Raw genomic sequence first — 17,360 nt, forward strand, 5'->3', positions numbered from 1 at the left:
CTTACGGCGCAGGGTTGCGTGTACTACATTGTTCTCGCAATAGATTATTCCGAAAGCACAAAAGGAAATAAACGTGGACATCGGCAACAGGCTTCAGGAAATCCGCAAAGCACGCGGTCTGTCTCAGCGGGAACTTGCCGCACGTGCGGGCCTGACCAATGGTACAATTTCCCTGATCGAGCAGAACAAGACCAGCCCCTCTGTGGCATCTCTCAAAAGTCTTCTGGATGCGATTCCCATGAGTATCGCGGAATTTTTTGCCACGATTGAAGAAACCAGAGACAGCAAATATTTCTACCGCCCCGATGAATTCACCGAGATCGCGCCGCAATCGGGCCAGACGGCAGTTTCGTTGCGCCAGCTTGGCAATGCCAGCACCCATGCCCTGCAAATCCTGGATGAGACCTATCCGCCCAATGCCGACACCGGGCCGGAACTGATCAGCCATATTGGCGAAGAGGCGGGCATCGTCACCCAAGGCCAGATTGAAATCACCGTCGAGGATCAGGTCAGGGTGCTACATCCCGGCGATGGCTATCTCTTCGACAGCCGCCTGCCGCATCGGTTTCGCAACACCGGCAGCGAGGTCTGCAAGATCATCAGCGCCTGTACGCCGCCGTCATTCTGATCCGGCGCGAAGGGTCATCTCAACAGCCCCGAGCCCGGCAATCTCGCCCTTGGCGACACATCCCGGCGTGACCCAGGGCAGACCGTTCAGCGATCCGGTTATAACGAGTTGACCGGGCTGCAAGCCGCCACAATGATTGCCGATTGCATGGGCAAGCTTGCACAGGGTGGCAAAGGCATCGCCGCCCGGCACCCGCGCCGCCCCGCTCAGATGCACCTTGTCACCAATGCTCAGATCCGCCGCGGCCTGCGTCACATCAATGCTCTGCCAGTCGCGAATGGGCGGGCCAAAGACCACCGCACCGTTCAGCTGATTGTCGAGCATCTTCAACAGCGGGTCGGCACCTTTGGGGTTTTCCAGACGGCTTTGCACCAGTTCGAACACCGGCAGCAATTCGACAGAGGCGCGCATTTGCCCGGCAAAATCCGGTGCGTCGCGATCCGGCAGCGGCGCGATCACCCGAAAGCCATATTCAAGCTCGACCCCGACCTCTTCCGCGGGGGGCAAGGTCAGGGTTGCGGGGCTTGCATGGATATCGCTGGCATAGATCGGCGCGATCACGATGGGGGCATCCGGCGGGCAGGCCACCTTGAAACCACCGACCGGGCCGAGATCTGCGGCAAGCGCCTCTTGCACGGCAAAGACACGCGCGCGGGTCAGCCCCTCACCTGCCCTGTCAGGCAGTCTCGGGCCACCGGCCCGTGCGGCGTGCAACAGGGCGATCAGCGGATCGCTCATGCGGCGATCACCGCACCAGCCGCAATCATCGCGTCAATAGCGGCACTGTCATAGCCTGCCTCGGCCAGAACCTCGCGGCTGTGCTGACCCAGAACCGGCGCGGCGCGGCGGATGCTGGCGGGGGTGTCGCTGAACTTGATCGGGTGGCCGAGGGTCTCAACGCTCCCCGCTTTGGGGTGCGCCACGTCGACAATCATGTCACGGGCGCGGGTTTGCGGATCATCGTGCATTTGCAGAATATCCAGCACCGGCCCGGCGGGCAGGCCCGCCGCCTCCATCCGGTCAAGCCAGACCTGGGTTGTTTCATGGCCAAGCCTGTCGTTCAGGATGCCTTCGAGGGCGTGCAGGTTTTGCATCCGGTCCTGATTGGTGGCAAAGCGCGGGTCATGGCCAAGCTCTGACGCGCCGATCACCTCAAGAAACCGTTCCCAGTTGCGTTGATTGGCGGCGCCCACATTGACCCAGCCGTCAGAGGTGCGAAACGACTGATAGGGCGCATTCAGCGGATGCGCCGAGCCAAGCGGGCCGGGCGCCGTGCCGGTGGCAAAGGCGATGGCCGATTGCCAATAGGTCTGGGTAATTGCCGCCTCGAACAGCGAGGTATCGACCTTTTGGCCCTCGCCGGTTTGCAACATCCGCGCATAGGCCGCCGAGACGCCCATGGCGGCGATGATCCCCGCCGTGATATCGGAAATCGGCGCGCCGGGTTTGACCGGCGGGCGGCCCGGCCCCTCGCCGGTGATCGACATCAGGCCTGACATGCCCTGCGCGATAAGATCAAAACCGCCGCGATTCGCATACGGGCCCGTACGGCCAAAGCCGGAAATCTCGCAATAAATCAGCCGTGGATTGATCGCGCGCAGGTCAGCGTAGCCAAGGCCCAATCGCTCCATCGTGCCCATGCGATAATTTTCGATCACCACGTCGGCCTCTTTCAGCAGCCGATGCAGCGCCGCCACCCCATCCGGTTGTTTGAGGTTGAGGGCAATGCCGCGCTTGTTGCGGTTCATCATCATATAGGCCGCCGATTCCCCCTCGATGGCGGGGGGTACAAAGCGGCGGCTGTCATCGCCGTCGGGTTTTTCGACCTTGATCACATCGGCCCCCATATCGGCCAGCATCAGGCCACAGACCGGCCCGGCCATGATATGCGCGAGTTCGACCACCTTCATGCCCGCCAGCGGGCCGGTGGTTTCGGGGGTTATTTGCCCGTCCATTTCGGGGCCTCCTTGGCTAGGAACGCCTCCATTCCGTGGCGGAAATCGTCGCTCATGTAACACATCTCGATCAGGTCGGCGTCTTCAACGGTGGCAGCAATACCGACACGGCGCATCGCCTCTTTGGTGGCGCGCAGGGTCAGCGGCGCCATCCGGCCTAGTGTCTGCGCAAGCTCTTCGGCCCGCGCCATAAGGGCGGCCTCATCCTCAAGCACTTCGGTGACAAGGCCACAGGCCTGCGCCTCATCGGCGCCCAATAGCCGCGCGGTAAAGATCATCTCGCGCACACGGCCCGCCCCCATCAGCGCCGAGAGCCGCGCAAGATTGGCGGCCGCAAGGCAATTGCCAAGAGTGCGCGCGATCGGAAAGCCAAACTTGAGGCTGGCACTTGCGATGCGGATATCGCAGGCCGCCGCAATCGCCGCCCCGCCCCCGGTACAGGCGCCGTTCAGCGCCGCCACCGTCGGCAGCGGGCAGCGTTCAACCGCCTCAAGCACCGCGCCAATCTTTGCCTCGTAATCCAGCGCATCCTGCGCCTTATCAAAGGCCCGAAACTGGGTCATGTCGGTGCCCGCCGCAAAGGCGCGCCCGCCGGCCCCCGAGATGACCACGGCACGCAGGCTTCCGTCTGTCGGCACGCCACGACAGAGATCGGCCAGCCCTTCGTACATCTCAAAGGTCAGCGCATTGCGCGCCTGTGGTCGGTTAAAGGTGATCCACAGCGTCGCGTCGCGGATTTCATGCGTCAGGTCGGTCATATTGCTGCCTTATCTGTAGAAATATTCAACCAGGAAGAGCGGCACAGAGGGCACATAGGTGCAGAGCATCAGAACCGCCAAGAGCACCATCACGAACCAGATATTGACCTTGGACACCTCCCAGATATTGGCCCGCGCCACCGCACATGACGTGATCAGAACCGAGGCCACCGGCGGGGTCTGTTGACCGATGGCAAGGTTCAGCGTGACCACAAGCCCGAAATGCACCGGATCAATGCCTGCGGCGGTGATCAGCGGAATGACAATCGGCACCACAAGGATGATCGCCGCCGCTGAGTGCAGGAAAAACCCGATGATCAGAAAGAAAAAGTTGAGGATCAACAGGATCGCCCATTGCTTGTCGGTGATCGACAGAATGCCATTGGCAAGCTCCTGCGGGATCTGCGCACGGGTCAGAAAGCCGCCCATCAGAACCGAGGCCGCCACCAGAAGCATCACAACGGCGGTCTGCATGCCGCCATCAAGCATCGCGCGGCGCAGGTGGCCAATGTCAAGGTTGCGATACCAGGCCGACACCACTAGCGCGGCGATCACGGCAAGGCCCGCGCCTTCGGTCGCGGTGACAAAGCCGCCAAAGATGCCGCCAAGGATGATCACCGGAAGACTAAAGGCCGGCAGGGCGTCAACGAAAGTCTCGCGCAGGCGCGGCATGTTGAACGCCTCTTCGGTCGGCAGGTTGTAGCGGCGCGCAAAGATATAGGCGACCAGCATCAATCCCGCCGCCCCCAACAGGCCCGGCACCACGCCGGCCACGAAAAGCTGTTCGACCGAGGTATTGGCCGAGGCCGCGTAAAGGATCATCGGGATCGACGGCGGGATGATGATCGCCAGCGACGCCGAGGACGATGTGACCGCCGCCGAAAGTTCCTTGGAATAGCCGCGCTTTTTCATCTGCGGGATCAGGATTGAGCCCATCGCCGCCACATCGGCCACCGCAGAGCCGGAGATTTCCGCAAAGAACAGCGAGACACCGATATTCACCATCGCCAGGCCGCCGCGCACAAAGCCGACGATCGCCGAAACGAAATTGATAAGCCGGTCGGTGATGCCGCCGGCATTCATGATCGCCCCGGCGAGCACGAACATCGGAATTGCAATCAGCGAAAACTTGGTCGATCCGTCATACATGTCAAGAGCGATGGTCACCAGGCTATCGGGCCCTTCAGTTACCAACAGGCCCAGCACCCCAGACATGGCCAGGGCCACGGCGATCGGCACATTGATGCAGATCATCACCACGAGGGCAATAAAAATAGCCAGCATAAGCATCAGACGCGATCCTTGTTCTTGTGAAGTTCGGTCTCGACCTCTTCTTCGATTTCGGCATGTTCAAGCGAAATGCCCTGCGCCGTTTTCGCCCAGTACTCCGGCAGGCTCAGCAATTGGCAGACGATAAACAGGCTGGCCCCGATGGGGATCACCGATTGGGTGAATTGCACCGGCACCCAGGTGAGCGACACAAGCATGTCGCCCTCAAGCACCTCAAGCACCTGAAGCCCCGCCCGCGCCATCAGCACAAAGAACACCAGCACAGACGCTTCGGCGAGCAACATCGCGGCAAGCCGCAGGTTCGGGGGCATGGCAAGCAACACCGTATCAAACCCGATGTGGCGACGATGCAGCGCCGCAAGCGCCGAACCATAATAGGTGATCCACGCCAGCATGATCGCGGCAACCTCATCGTACCAAGAAAAACTCTGCCCCATAAGACGGGCCAGAACGGCGAAGATCACGATGACGGTCAGACCGATCATCAACAGGATCGTGATGCTTTCAAGAATGCGGCTTAGGAAACGATTGGCGCGTGACAGAGCAGTCATGGGGGCCTTCTTTTACATGCATTGGAACAGCGCCTGCCCAAGGCGGGCGACAGGATGCTCCGGGGTGTCTGATCTTTGGAAACAGAGGATCGGCGGCCCGCAGCGGGGCCGCCGACAATCACCGGGGCTTAGCTCGACTGAGCAAGGCCCATGACGGTGTCGATCAAGTCCTGACCACCCTCGACCTCGGCGGCAAAGCCTTCATAGATCGGCTTGGAGGCTTCGATGAAGGCGGCCTTGTCGGCCTCGTTCACCTCGACACCGGCATCCTTGATCACGGCCAAAAGCTCGGTTTCGAGCTGCGCCGCCTTTTCATAGGTAAACGTCTGGGTGTCGTTGCCACACTCGGTCAGCATCGCCTGCACCTCGGGGGATTGCTTGCCGAATGTCTTGGCAGAGCTCAAAACATACGCTGGCGTATAGACATGACCGGTGATCGAGAGGTATTTTTGCACCTCCTGAAACTTGGCCGAGGCGATTTGCGCATAGGGGTTTTCCTGGCCGTCGATCACGCCGGTTTGCAGCGCGGTGAACACATCGGAAAACGACATCGGCGTGGGGTTTGCACCGTATTGCTGGAACATCTTCACGCGCCATGCGCCGTTCGGGGTGCGCAGCTTGATGCCTTGCAGATCCTCGGGTTTGTTGATCGGGCGGGTGTTATTGGTGATGTGGCGAAACCCGTTCTCGGCCAAGCCGACAATGTGATAGCCATTGTCGTTTGCCGCGCCTTGGAATTTGTCCATCATCGCGCCTTGCACGCGGCGCATATGGTCACGATCCTTGATGATATAGGGCATCTCGAAGACGCCGAACACATCGCTGACCGAGGACATCACCGAAGACGGCAGGGCAAAATCGACCTGCCCCAGTTTGAGCTTTTGCAACAGCTCCTTGTCCTTGCCAAGCTGTGACGAGCCAAAGGTCTGAACCTCGATCTTGCCGCCGGATTTGTCGCCGACACAGGCGGCGAAATTATTGGCCGTCGCCTCGAACAGTGAACCGGGCGCGCCGACATGGCCAAATTTCATGGTGACATCAGCGGCCATCGCCGGCATGGCAATCATCGAGGCCACAGCGGTTGCAATAAGTGTCTTTTTCATTTTGATCCTCCCTGGATATCTGAATGATGCGCGGCTGATGCGGTTGGGCGCTTTACCTTCTTATCAATCGTGCCGCGCGATGGTGGTCTTGAATCTCGTTAGGTTTTACCGACTTTGGCCAACGCGGGCTCCTCCTCCCGCGTTGGCCGTTTGTTACGGGCTCAGGCCGCGGCACGGGCACCGTTGAATTTCTGCCCCAGAACTTCAAGCGCGGCCTGTACGCCGCCGGCTTTGTACGGAACGCCCGCGTCGCGCAAACCCATCTCGACGCCCGACAGTGTGCCACACAACGTAAGATCGTTGAAATCCCCAAGATGCCCGATGCGAAATACCCGGTCGGCAACCTTTGACAGGCCACTGCCCAGGGACATGTCATAATTGCGCAGGGTAACGGCGCGGAAATTATCGGCCGAATGCCCCTCGGGCATCAAGACCGCCGTAAGAACAGGCGAGTGGTGCTCGGGGACGTTACATAGGATCTCAAGCCCCCAAGTCTCCACTGCGGCGCGGGTCGCGGCGGCGTGGCGTTGATGGCGCGCAAAGACATTTTCCAGCCCCTCTTCATGCAGCATATCAAGCGCCTCGTTGAGACCGTAAAGCAGGTTGGTCGCCGGGGTGAAGGGGAAATACCCGTTGTCATTCGGCCCCGCCATGTCCGCCCAGCTCCAGTACGAGCGTGTAAGCCGCGCGGATTCAGAGGCCTTCATCGCCTTGTCGCTGATGGCGTTGAATGACAATCCAGGCGGCAGCATCAGCCCCTTTTGCGATCCCGCAACCGTAACATCGACACCCCATTCATCATGCCTGAAGTCAATCGAGGCCAGTGACGAAATCGTATCGGCCATAAGCAGCGCCGGATGGCCCGCCGCATCCATCGCGCGGCGCACCTGATCTACCTGCGTGACAGAGCCGGTCGAGGTTTCATTGTGCACCACGCAGACCGCCTTGATCTCATGGCCCTTGTCCGCGCGCAGGCGCTCTTCAATCGCCGCCGCGTCGGCCCCGGCGCGCCAGTCGCTTTCGATAAAGACCGGGTTGAGGTCAAGTTTTTGCGCCAGCGATTTCCACAGCGTCGCGAAATGACCGGTTTCATACATCAAGACCGTATCACCCGGCGAAAGGGTGTTGACCAAGGCGGCCTCCCAGGCGCCGGTGCCCGATGCCGGGTAAATCACCACCCTTGCCTCGGTCTTGAAGATCGTCTTCATCCCTTCAAGCGCCTTGCGGCCGACATCGGCAAAGGCAGGGCCGCGATGGTCCATGGTTGGGTAATCCATCGCGCGCAGAATACGGTCGGGCACATTGGAAGGCCCTGGAATTTGCAAAAAGTGGCGTCCGGCAGTCATGGTTTTCCTCTCCCCGATACGGAACACCTCGCGATAAAAAGCGAGGGAATTTTGTTGAATTGAATTCTGAATTCAATATTATGTCAAGAAGTATCGAAAAAATTTTTGAAGGGTCGCGCCGCATGCTGGATGAAAACATACGCTCTCGATTGTCGCGCGATATCGAGGGCGAAACCCGGTTCGATGCCTTCACGACCGGGCGCTATGCGACCGATGCCTCGATCTATCAGATCATGCCCGCCGGCGTAGTCATCGCCAAAAGCGCGGGCGATGTCGCCGCCGCATTAGAAGCCGCACGCGAGGCCGATATACCGCTGACCATGCGCGGCGGGGGCACCTCGCAATGCGGGCAAACGGTGAATTCCGGGCTGATCGTGGATTGCTCGAAATACCTCAACCGGATCATCGAGCTTGATGTCGCAGGGCGGCGTGCCGTGGTCGAACCGGGGATCGTTCTCGATGATCTCAATCGCGCGCTCAAGCCGCATGGGTTATGGTTTCCGGTCGATGTATCAACCGCCTCGCGCGCCACGATTGGCGGGATGGTGGGCAATAATTCCTGCGGCTCTCGCTCGCTTCGTTATGGCACCACGCGTGATAATGTGGCGCGCATCGAGGGGCTTTTGGCCGATGGCACCGCGTTTGATTTTGGCCCCGGTTCGGGCAATCGCGTACCCGAGCCTTTGTTGCGGCAAATGCTTGATCTTGGCGCGCGCGAGGCGGGCGAAATCGCCGCGCGCTTCCCCAAGGTACAGCGCCGGGTTGGTGGCTATAACATCGACGCGCTTGTGCCCGGCGATGCTCCTATCAATCTTGCGCATCTGTTGATCGGCTCCGAGGGAACGCTTGCGATTTCAACCGCGATCGAAATCAAGCTGTCGCCCCTGCCCTCTAAAACCCGCGTCATGGGCGTTTGCCATTTCCCGACGTTCCGCGCCGCGATGGAGGCCGCGAAACCGCTTGTGGCACTTGGGCCGACCTCGGTCGAGCTTGTCGATTCGACGATGATCGACCTTGCCCGCTCGATCCCGATCTATGCCAAAACGCTAGAGGCTTTCGTACGCGGCACCCCCGCCGCGATGCTGTTCATAGAGTTTGCCGATAGCCCCGGTGAGAACGAAGAAAACATGCGCCGCCTTGCCGATACCATGGCCGATCTCGGGTTTTGCTTTGGCAAGGGCGGCCCGCATGAGGGCGGCGTTGTCGAGGTCTGGGATATGGGTCTTGCCGCCGATATCGGCGAGCTGCGCAAGGCCGGCCTCAATATCATGATGTCGATGAAAGAGGCGGGCAAGCCGGTGTCCTTTGTTGAGGACTGCGCCGTGCCGCTCGATCATCTGGCCGATTACACCGACCGCCTGACCGAGGTGTTCCATGAACATGACACGACCGGCACGTGGTATGCCCATGCCTCCGAGGGCTGTTTGCATGTCCGCCCGGTCCTGAACCTCAAGCTTGAAAAAGACGTGCGCGCCATGCGCGAGATCGCCGAGGCGGCGTTCGAGATGGTGCGCGACTACAAGGGCTCGCATTCCGGCGAGCATGGTGATGGCATCGTGCGATCCGAATTTCACGGGCCCATGTTTGGGCCGCGCATTCTAGGTGCCTTTGAAGAGGTGAAGGCGGCGTTCGATCCGGGCGCGCGCCTCAACCCCGGCAAGATCGTGCATGCGCCGAAAATGGATGACCGAAGCCTGATGCGCTACCCGCCGGGCTATGCGTTCGACGACCTCAAGACCGGGCATGACTGGTCCGACTGGACCGGCGCAGGCGGTGGTTTTCAGGGCGCGGTCGAGATGTGCAACAACAACGGCGCCTGTCGCAAACTGGCCGGGGGCGCCATGTGCCCGAGCTATCGCGTGACCCGCGACGAGCGTGACGTGACCCGCGGGCGCGCCAACACCCTGCGCCTTGCGCTTTCGGGGCGGTTGGGCAAGGACGCGTTGTTTTCGCAAGATATGGCCGAAACGCTAAAGCTGTGCGTGGGTTGCAAGGCCTGCAAGCGCGAATGCCCCACCGGGGTGGATATGGCCAAGATGAAAACCGAGGTTCTCTATCAACGCGGCCAGAAACTTGGCTATGGCACCCGCGAACGTCTGATCGCTGAAATGCCCCGCTATGCGCGCCTTGCGGTGGCCTTGCGTGGCCTGATTGCCCTGCGCAACCGTGTGCCGGTTCTGGCACGCTTGGGGGAAAAGCTGCTTGGGCTTGCGGCGGCGCGAAGCCTGCCCTTGTTTCGTGGTGATTTCTTTCGTGACAGCGAGGTGAAACAGACCCCGACAAGCGGCAAGGCCGGTAAGGTGATCCTGTTCACCGACACGTTCAATCGCTGGATGGAGCCAGGCATTCCGCGCGCCGCCCTGCGGGTTCTAAGCCGCGCGGGATACGACGTGATCACCGCCACGGCCCCCGGTCGCCCGCTCTGTTGCGGGCGCACCTATCTGGCGGCGGGTATGATTGATCAAGCCCGCGCCGAGGCGCGGCGCACGCTTGACGCCCTGATGCCGCATGTGCGCGCGGGCACGCCGATTGTCGGGCTGGAACCCTCTTGCCTGTTGACGCTGCGCGACGAGTTCCTCACGCTTTTGCCCGGCGAAGACGCCCGCGCCTTGTCGCAAAACGCGTTTCTGTTTGAGGAATTCGTGGCGCGAGAGGCAAAGGCCGGGCGCTTTGATCTGCCGATGCAAGACACCGGCCAGGGCGCGCATGTGCATGGCCATTGCCATCAAAAATCCGCCGGGATCATGGGCGATATGGCGGCTGCGCTCGATCTTGTGCCGGGGCTTGCAGCTCAGAACATTGAAAGCAGTTGCTGTGGCATGGCCGGCGCCTTTGGCTATGGCGCGGACACCTACGATGTGTCGATCCGCATGGGTGAGCTATCGCTCTTGCCCGCCGTGCGCGCCGCCGCGCCGGATGATCTTGTGGTCGCCAATGGCACCTCTTGCCGCCACCAGATTGCCGACGGAACCGGGCGCAGGGCCTTGCATATTGCGGAAGTTTTCGACAGAGCCTCGCAAAATACTCTAGAAAAGGGCCAAGACCATGCGCAATGACCCCCAAGAGGCCCCGGTGATGTCCGAGTTGAAACCAGACCCGATCGGACGCACGGCCTTGGCTGTCGAGATCACCAACCGGCTGCGCCAGATGATCCTTGAGGGTCAGTTGGAGCCCGGCGGAAAGATCAATGAAAAGCTTTTGACCGAACAATTCGGCGTGTCGCGCACGCCCTTGCGCGAGGCGCTCAAGGTGCTGGCGGCCGAGGGCCTGCTTGACCTCATTCCGCATCGCGGCGCCGTCATCACCCGCCAGAGCGAGAGCGAATTGGCCGAGGTGTTTCGCGTTCTGGCCTCGCTAGAGGGGCTGGCCGGCGAATTGGCAACGGCGGCCGCCAGCGATGAAACCCTGAGCCAGATCAGGGAGATGACACAACAGCTGCGCCGCTCTTATGAAGAAACCGACCGCCCGACCTATTTCCGCATCAATCAGGCCATTCACAAGGCGATTTTGCAGGCGGCGGACAATGAAACCCTGCTGCGCTCGCACGAGCTTTTGGCCTATCGGGTCCAGCGCGCGCGCTATCAGGCCAACCTGACGCCAGAGCGTTGGCGCGCGGCGGTCGAGGAACACGAGGCGATTGCCGAGGCGCTTTGTGCCCGTGACGCCGCAACCACGGCAGAGCGGATGAAAGAGCACCTTCTGAGAAAGCTCGCCTCGATCTCGGCCAAAGGTTAGGTCAGCATCACTGGACGAAACGATCTGGCGCGAGGGCCGCGATCACCTCTGGGGTAAGCTCGGGCTTTTGTCCAAGGACAAGCGCCGCCGTCAGGCGCGACAATGCCGGCGCTGTCTGAACGCCGTAACCGCCCTGCCCCGCAAGCCAGAAAAATCCGCGCGCCTCGGGGGCAAAACCCGCCACCGGCGTGCGGTCCGAAACAAAGCTACGCAATCCCGCCCAGCTATGTTCGACCCGTGTCACCGGCACGGTTACCGCCTGTTCGAACCGGTGCAAGCCTTCGGCCAGAACCATGTCATCGGCCCAGGCATCATGCGGATCGACCGGGTCTTCATCGGCGGGCGAGACCATAAGTTTGCCAGCCTCCGGCTTGGCGTACCAGGTTTCCGAAATCGGGCCGAACACCGGCCATTTTTCGCAATCATGACCGGCAGGCGCGGGGATGATCGCGGCCGAACGGCGCATCGGCTGAAGCCCGATCTGCACCACGCCCGCGCGCAATGCCACCTGATCGGCCCAGGCCCCGGCAGCATTGATAAGTATGGGCGCCGCAAATCTGCCTTGCGTGGTTTCGACCTGCCAAAGCGCGTCATCATCGCGAATGTCACCGACCTGCGCGCCCGTGATGATCTGGCCTCCATGGCCGCGCAGAAACCGGGCATACCCCTGCAACATCCGGTCCACATCAATGCCCTGTGCGCCATGTTCGATCATCGCGCCCGCGATGCAATCGGTGCGCAGGATCGGCACGATCTCGCCCGCTTGCGCGCCCGTAAGCCGCTCGATCCCGGTCGCGCCATCAAGATAGGCCTCAAGCACCGGCAATTCGTCCTCGCGCGCGATCATCAATTCGCCGCGCGGGCTAAGCAGGGGGCCCTCGCAAATGTCACCGGGATTTTCAAATATCGGCTCAGCGGCGCCATTGAGCGCGCGCAGCGTGGCATTGCCATAGTTGCGGATGAAAATCGCCGCCGAGCGCCCGGTCGAGTGATAGCCAAGCTGCACCTCACCCTCAAGAAGGATCACGCGCGCGCCGCCACGCGCAAGCTCTGCGGCGGCACTTGCCCCGGCGATCCCGCCGCCGATCACGATCACATCTGCCTGGCTCATGCGGTTTCAAATCCTGTCAGAGCAGCGGTCAGGTTCTCACCCAGCTCGTCGCACAGATAGCCGCCTTCCTGCACGAAAAGCGTGGGCAGGCCAAGGCCCGCGATCGCCGCGCCGATACGGCCGAACCCCGGTGTGGTGATCGCCAGCCCCTTGAACGGGTCGCCCTCGTAAGCGTCAAGCCCAAGCGCCACCACAACCACATCGGCGCCAAAGGCGATGATGCGCTCTAGCGCGGTATCAAGCACCTTGAGATAGGCCTCATCGCCGGTGCCCCGCGCCAGCGGCAGGTTCAGGTTATAGCCAATTCCGCGCCCCGCGCCGCGTTCCTCTGCATGGCCCCAGAAGAACGGGTAAAACCGCGCCGGATCGGCATGGATCGACAGGGTCAGCACATCGTCGCGGTCATAGAAAATGCCCTGCGTGCCATTGCCGTGATGCACATCGACATCCAGAATGGCGGCGCGCAGGCCGCGCGTGCGCAACCTCTCTGCGGCGATGCCGGCATTGTTGAGAAAGCAAAACCCCCCCGCCAGATCGCCGTAAGCATGATGCCCCGGCGGGCGGCAGAGCGCATAGCCCGCCCGCGCGCCATCCGCCAGCAGATCCGCGCCGGTCACCGCCGATTGCGCCGACCAATAGGCCGCCTCCCAGGTGCCCTTGCCGATGGGACAGGCCGTATCGACCTGATGATAGCCCGCCTGCCCGACGGCGGATTTGGGATAATTGTCGGATCGGTTGGCGGGATGGATATTCGGGATCACCTCTTCGCCCGCCCCCTCGATCCGCTGCCAGCGGATGTAGATATTCTTGAGGAACGTCACATATTCCGGCGAGTGCAGCGCCGCGATCGGGCCAAGCCCGGCATCCTTTGGCGCGATAAAATCGCAGCCTGCCGCCTCTGCGCCGCTGCGCAGGCGGGCGATCCGCTCGGGTTGTTCGGGGCTAGGCAGGACCTTGCCATTGGCCATGAAATGTTTCGGGTCATGGTGCCACTGGCGGTCGTCGAAAATGGCCTTCATTGCGCATTCCTTATCAGTCGTTGCACCGCGTCCTGCGATAGGCGCATCGTTGTCATGTTGCCTTGTGGCTCAAAGCCGAGCCGCGTGTAAAAGCGGCGCGAGGCGATGCTATGGGCATAAACCGCCAAAGTCATCCACTCGGCCCCCCAAAGAAGGTTCGCACGCGTCGCCACCCGCGCCAGTATTTTCTGGCCCAATCCGCCGCCGCGCGCCGCCTCTGCGACCCAGAGGTCAGAAACATAGACCCCCGCCGCGCCGCGCGCAGTGGAAAACACCGGGCTGAACAAGGCCGCCCCCATGAGCGCGCGATCGCGCAGCGCCAAGAGGCCATAGGCGGCAGGCACCCGTCCGAATAACCCCACCCGCAAGACATCGGCCCCGGCCAGATGCGCATCGCCCAAATCAACGCTGAGCGCGCATAATGCCTGATCCAAAAGGGCCAGATCATCGGCGTTTTGCACCGGGCGGAAATCAATATCAGCCATCGCTCAGATCGCTGTCTTATCTGCGCCCTTGAGGCCCAGAATTGCACGCGCCTGATCGGCGGTGGCAACGCTGCGGCCCAGGGCTTCGACAATATCGCGGATCTTGGAAACCTGTTCAGCGTTGCTTTGCGCAAGTGTGCCGCGCGCAATCGTAAGGCTGTCTTCCAGCCCGACACGCACATGCCCGCCCATCGCCGCCGACATGGTGATCAGCGGCATCTGATGCCGCCCCGCCGCCAGAACCGAGAACATATACTCCTCGCCAAAAAGCTTGTCCGCGATGCGCACCATATGCGTCAGGTTTTCCGGGTCCGGCCCCATGCCGCCCAAGACGCCAAACACGAACTGAATGAAAAACGGCGGTTTGATCAGGCCCCGGTCGGCAAAATGGCGCAGCATGTAAAGGTGGCTGAGATCATAGCATTCAAACTCGAACCGTGCACCACGCTCCTGGCCAAGCTCGGTCAGGATACGGGCGATATCGCGCGGCGTGTTCTTGAACACAAGATCGTCGGACCCCTCAAGAAACGGCTTTTCCCAATCGTGTTTCCAGTCCGAAATCCGCTCGGCCATCGGGTAGAGCGCGAAATTCATCGTCCCCATGTTGAGCGAGGCCATTTCTGGTTCGGCCAGTTTTGGCGCCGCCAGCCTCTGGTCAAGGGTCATCACCGCGCTGCCGCCAGTCGAGATATTAAGCACCGCATCGCTCGCCTGTTTCAGACGCGGCAGGAAGCCCATGAAATGACCGGGCTCGGCCGAGGGTTTGCCGGTTTCCGGATCGCGCGCATGCAGGTGCAGGATCGCGGCCCCCGCCTCGGCCGCGCCAAGGCCGGCGGCGGTAATTTCATCCGCCGTGACCGGAAGATGCGGCGACATGCTTGGGGTATGGATAGAGCCGGTCAGCGCACAGGTGATGATGATCTCGCGCATGCCCACCCCTTACGCGATCTTGTCAAGGCTGGGGCGGATTTCGGCGGTGAATTGCACCAGAGCGGCCTCCAGCATTTCGATGATCTCATCCAGATGGGTCTCGTTCACGATCATCGGCGGGCAGACTAGGATATGATCGCCCTCAACGCCATCGCGGGTACGGCGCGAATAGACGATAAGGCCTTTGTCATAGGCGATCTGCACAAAGCGGTCAAAGGCGCGCAACTCTTTGGGCAAGGGCGCCTTGGTGGCCCGGTCCGACATGAACTCGAACGCCGTCAAAAGACCCATGCCACGCACATCGCCGATGATCGGAAAGCGATCCATCAATCCGCGCAACCGAGTCAGGAGCTTACCCCCCATCAGCGCCGCGTTCCGCACCAGACCAAGACGCTCGATCTCGTCGATCACCGCTAGGCCGGCGGCGCAGGCCAGCGGATTTCCGGCATAGGTGAACCCGTGCAGGAAACCACCCGCATCAAGCACCGGCTCGACCAGACGCTCATGCGCGACCATCCCGCCAAGCGGCATGTATCCGGCGGCAAAGCCTTTCGACATGACCATGATATCGGGCTCAAGATTCCAATGCTCCGAGGCCAGGAATTTGCCGGTGCGCCCGGCGCCGGTCATCACCTCGTCGAGGATCAACAGCACACCGTATTGACGGCAAATCTCCTGCACGCGCTCCATATATCCGCGCGGCGGCACAAGCGCGCCGGTCGAGGCACCGCCGACCGGCTCGACGATAAAGGCAAGCACAGAATCCGGCCCTTCGGCCAGGATCTGCGCCTCAAGCATATTGGCATAGTGATGCCCGGTCGCGATGGCGTCAGGGTCAAGCCCGTCAAGATAGGCGCGCGGCGCGGGCACTTTCGGCATCATCTGCATCATCGGCTCGAACGGTTTGGTCAGCGGCGCATAGCCGGTGATCGCCAATGCCCCAAGGGTGCAGCCATGATAGCTTGGACTGCGCGAAATCACCTTCCAGCGGCTGCCCTCACCGACGGCCAACGCATATTGCCGGGCCAGCTTGATCGCGCTTTCCACCGCCTCGGAGCCGCCCGAGACGAAAAACACCCGGTTCAACCCCTCTGGCGTCAACGCGGCTGCTTTCGAAGCCAGCTTTTCCGACGCCTCGGTCTCAAAATGAAGCCGATAGCCAAAGGTCGATTTCTCCATCTGGCGGCGCATCGCCTCTAGCACATTTTCATTCGAATGACCGATGTTACAGACCATCGCGCCGGATGAGCCATCAAGATAGCGCTTGCCATCGACATCCCACATGTAAACGCCACGCGCCTGATCAAGAACCGGCTTGCGCTCTCTGCCCTGATAAAAAAGGTGGCTTGGTTTTGCACTCATGGTCTTATCCCGGAAGCGCCGCGCAATCCTGCGGGCGAAGATGCAGATTTACCTCATCGCCCACGGCAAAGGGGCGCTCGTCGATCATGTTGATAGCCTGCAACTGGGTGTCGCCTGCGCTCACGAAATAGCGCACGGCCTGCCCCTGATAATCGACGGTTTCGACCTTTGCGGGCACCGAAACAACCCCCTTGGGCGCGGCTGATTTGGACAGGATCACCTTTTCGGCCCGCACCACAAGCTTGGCAGGCCCCTTGGATTTCAGGTTCGGCGCCTTTTGCGCCGGAATATCCATACCGCCGAACACCGGCGCCTCGATCCCCACCGACGCACCGCCATAGGTGGTGCATGTCGCGTCAAAAATGTTCGACGCGCCAAGGAAATTGGCGACGAATTCAGAGGCCGGGGTGTTGTACACCTCTTCCGGCTTGCCGACCTGTTCAACCCGGCCCTCGGACATCACGACGATGAAATCCGACATTGCAAGCGCCTCGGACTGGTCATGGGTCACGAATACGGTGGTCACGCCGATGCGTTCCTGAATGCGCTTGAGTTCAACGCGCATATCCTCGCGCAGGTTGGCATCAAGCGCCGATAGCGGCTCGTCGAGCAGCAAGACATCCGGCTCGATCACGATGGCACGGGCAAGCGCGATGCGCTGTTGCTGACCGCCCGACAATTCCTTGGGATAGCGGTGCCCGACATCCGGAAGCTGCACCAATTCAAGCGCCGCCTTTACCTTGGCCGGAATATCGGCGCTTGGCACATCGCGGTATTTTAGGCCAAAGGCGACGTTTTCGGCCACGGTTTTATGCGGAAACAGAGCATAGTTCTGAAACACCAGCCCAAGATTGCGCTTGTGGATCGGCACATCGTTGACCCGCTTGTCGCCAATCAGGATTTCGCCCTCGGTCGGGTCGAGAAGCCCCGCGATCATCCGCAAATTCGTGGTCTTGCCACAGCCCGACGGCCCCAAAAGCGTGACGAACGCGCCTTCGGGTATCTCAAGCGAGGTCTGATGAACGGCCGTAAAGCCGCCAAACCGTTTGACAATATTTTTCAGGGTGACGGCGCTCATTGGCGGCCT

General features: G+C 61.2%; 16 protein-coding genes. 3 read left to right on the forward strand and 13 right to left on the reverse strand.

The annotated features are described in order from the left end of the window. The first annotated feature begins 73 nt into the window (after window positions 1–73). Window positions 74–628: a cupin domain-containing protein gene (locus BMZ91_RS06860; protein ID WP_092836098.1), complete on the forward strand. Its 555-nt coding sequence runs from the start codon at window positions 74–76 to the stop codon at window positions 626–628. On the opposite strand, the gene BMZ91_RS06865 is transcribed toward BMZ91_RS06860, so the two are convergent. The 7 genes from BMZ91_RS06865 to BMZ91_RS06895 all read right to left on the reverse strand — a co-directional run bounded on the left by BMZ91_RS06865 (window position 620) and on the right by BMZ91_RS06895 (window position 7,631). Beyond that, window positions 620–1,366 carry a 2-keto-4-pentenoate hydratase gene (locus tag BMZ91_RS06865; protein ID WP_092836100.1) on the reverse strand — a complete coding sequence of 249 codons (747 nt, stop codon included), beginning with the start codon at window positions 1,364–1,366 and terminating at the stop codon, window positions 620–622. The genes BMZ91_RS06860 and BMZ91_RS06865 overlap by 9 nt on opposite strands. Then, on the reverse strand, window positions 1,363–2,583 hold the full coding sequence (locus BMZ91_RS06870; RefSeq protein ID WP_092836102.1) for a CaiB/BaiF CoA transferase family protein: 1,221 nt from the start codon (window positions 2,581–2,583) through the stop codon (window positions 1,363–1,365). Before BMZ91_RS06870 ends, BMZ91_RS06865 begins: the two co-directional genes overlap by 4 nt. Then, complete coding sequence (locus BMZ91_RS06875; protein ID WP_092836104.1) at window positions 2,568–3,341, reverse strand: enoyl-CoA hydratase; 774 nt, start codon at window positions 3,339–3,341, stop codon at window positions 2,568–2,570. The genes BMZ91_RS06870 and BMZ91_RS06875 overlap by 16 nt, the downstream gene beginning before the upstream one ends. 9 nt (window positions 3,342–3,350) lie before the next feature. Continuing rightward, a complete protein-coding gene (locus BMZ91_RS06880; protein ID WP_092836106.1) occupies window positions 3,351–4,631 on the reverse strand; it encodes a TRAP transporter large permease in 1,281 nt (426 codons plus the stop codon). Beyond that, window positions 4,631–5,182: a TRAP transporter small permease gene (locus BMZ91_RS06885; RefSeq protein ID WP_092836108.1), complete on the reverse strand. Its 552-nt coding sequence runs from the start codon at window positions 5,180–5,182 to the stop codon at window positions 4,631–4,633. The genes BMZ91_RS06880 and BMZ91_RS06885 overlap by 1 nt, the downstream gene beginning before the upstream one ends. A 128-nt stretch (window positions 5,183–5,310) precedes the next feature. Then, window positions 5,311–6,285, reverse strand: a complete 975-nt coding sequence (locus BMZ91_RS06890) for a TRAP transporter substrate-binding protein (RefSeq protein ID WP_092836110.1) — start codon at window positions 6,283–6,285, stop codon at window positions 5,311–5,313. Between the two features lie 161 nt (window positions 6,286–6,446). Then, window positions 6,447–7,631 carry a pyridoxal-phosphate-dependent aminotransferase family protein gene (locus tag BMZ91_RS06895; protein WP_092836112.1) on the reverse strand — a complete coding sequence of 395 codons (1,185 nt, stop codon included), beginning with the start codon at window positions 7,629–7,631 and terminating at the stop codon, window positions 6,447–6,449. A 122-nt stretch (window positions 7,632–7,753) separates the two neighbouring features. On the opposite strand from BMZ91_RS06895, the gene BMZ91_RS06900 reads away from it, so the two are divergent. Both BMZ91_RS06900 and BMZ91_RS06905 read left to right on the forward strand, forming a co-directional pair. Beyond that, on the forward strand, window positions 7,754–10,687 hold the full coding sequence (locus tag BMZ91_RS06900) for an FAD-binding and (Fe-S)-binding domain-containing protein (protein WP_092836308.1): 2,934 nt from the start codon (window positions 7,754–7,756) through the stop codon (window positions 10,685–10,687). Continuing rightward, complete coding sequence (locus BMZ91_RS06905; protein ID WP_245736232.1) at window positions 10,677–11,366, forward strand: GntR family transcriptional regulator; 690 nt, start codon at window positions 10,677–10,679, stop codon at window positions 11,364–11,366. The genes BMZ91_RS06900 and BMZ91_RS06905 overlap by 11 nt, the downstream gene beginning before the upstream one ends. A gap of 7 nt (window positions 11,367–11,373) precedes the next feature. On the opposite strand, the gene BMZ91_RS06910 is transcribed toward BMZ91_RS06905, so the two are convergent. The 6 genes from BMZ91_RS06910 to BMZ91_RS06935 are packed head-to-tail and all read right to left on the reverse strand — an operon-like array spanning window position 11,374 to window position 17,351. Continuing rightward, window positions 11,374–12,477, reverse strand: a complete 1,104-nt coding sequence (locus BMZ91_RS06910; RefSeq protein WP_092836114.1) for an NAD(P)/FAD-dependent oxidoreductase — start codon at window positions 12,475–12,477, stop codon at window positions 11,374–11,376. Further along, window positions 12,474–13,496: a histone deacetylase family protein gene (locus tag BMZ91_RS06915; RefSeq protein WP_092836116.1), complete on the reverse strand. Its 1,023-nt coding sequence runs from the start codon at window positions 13,494–13,496 to the stop codon at window positions 12,474–12,476. Before BMZ91_RS06915 ends, BMZ91_RS06910 begins: the two co-directional genes overlap by 4 nt. Next, on the reverse strand, window positions 13,493–13,981 hold the full coding sequence (locus tag BMZ91_RS06920) for a GNAT family N-acetyltransferase (protein ID WP_092836118.1): 489 nt from the start codon (window positions 13,979–13,981) through the stop codon (window positions 13,493–13,495). Before BMZ91_RS06920 ends, BMZ91_RS06915 begins: the two co-directional genes overlap by 4 nt. A 3-nt stretch (window positions 13,982–13,984) precedes the next feature. Beyond that, window positions 13,985–14,911, reverse strand: a complete 927-nt coding sequence (gene kce, locus BMZ91_RS06925; protein WP_092836120.1) for a 3,5-dioxohexanoate:acetyl-CoA acetone transferase — start codon at window positions 14,909–14,911, stop codon at window positions 13,985–13,987. A 9-nt stretch (window positions 14,912–14,920) separates the two neighbouring features. Then, complete coding sequence (locus tag BMZ91_RS06930; protein WP_092836122.1) at window positions 14,921–16,273, reverse strand: aminotransferase family protein; 1,353 nt, start codon at window positions 16,271–16,273, stop codon at window positions 14,921–14,923. Window positions 16,274–16,277: 4 nt separating this feature from the next. Next, window positions 16,278–17,351, reverse strand: coding sequence for an ABC transporter ATP-binding protein (locus BMZ91_RS06935; protein ID WP_092836124.1), 1,074 nt, complete (start codon window positions 17,349–17,351; stop codon window positions 16,278–16,280). Between the last annotated feature and the right edge of the window lie 9 nt (window positions 17,352–17,360).

The organism is Roseovarius lutimaris (assembly GCF_900115165.1).
In the GTDB taxonomy this organism is placed as follows: Bacteria; Pseudomonadota; Alphaproteobacteria; order Rhodobacterales; family Rhodobacteraceae; genus Roseovarius; species Roseovarius lutimaris.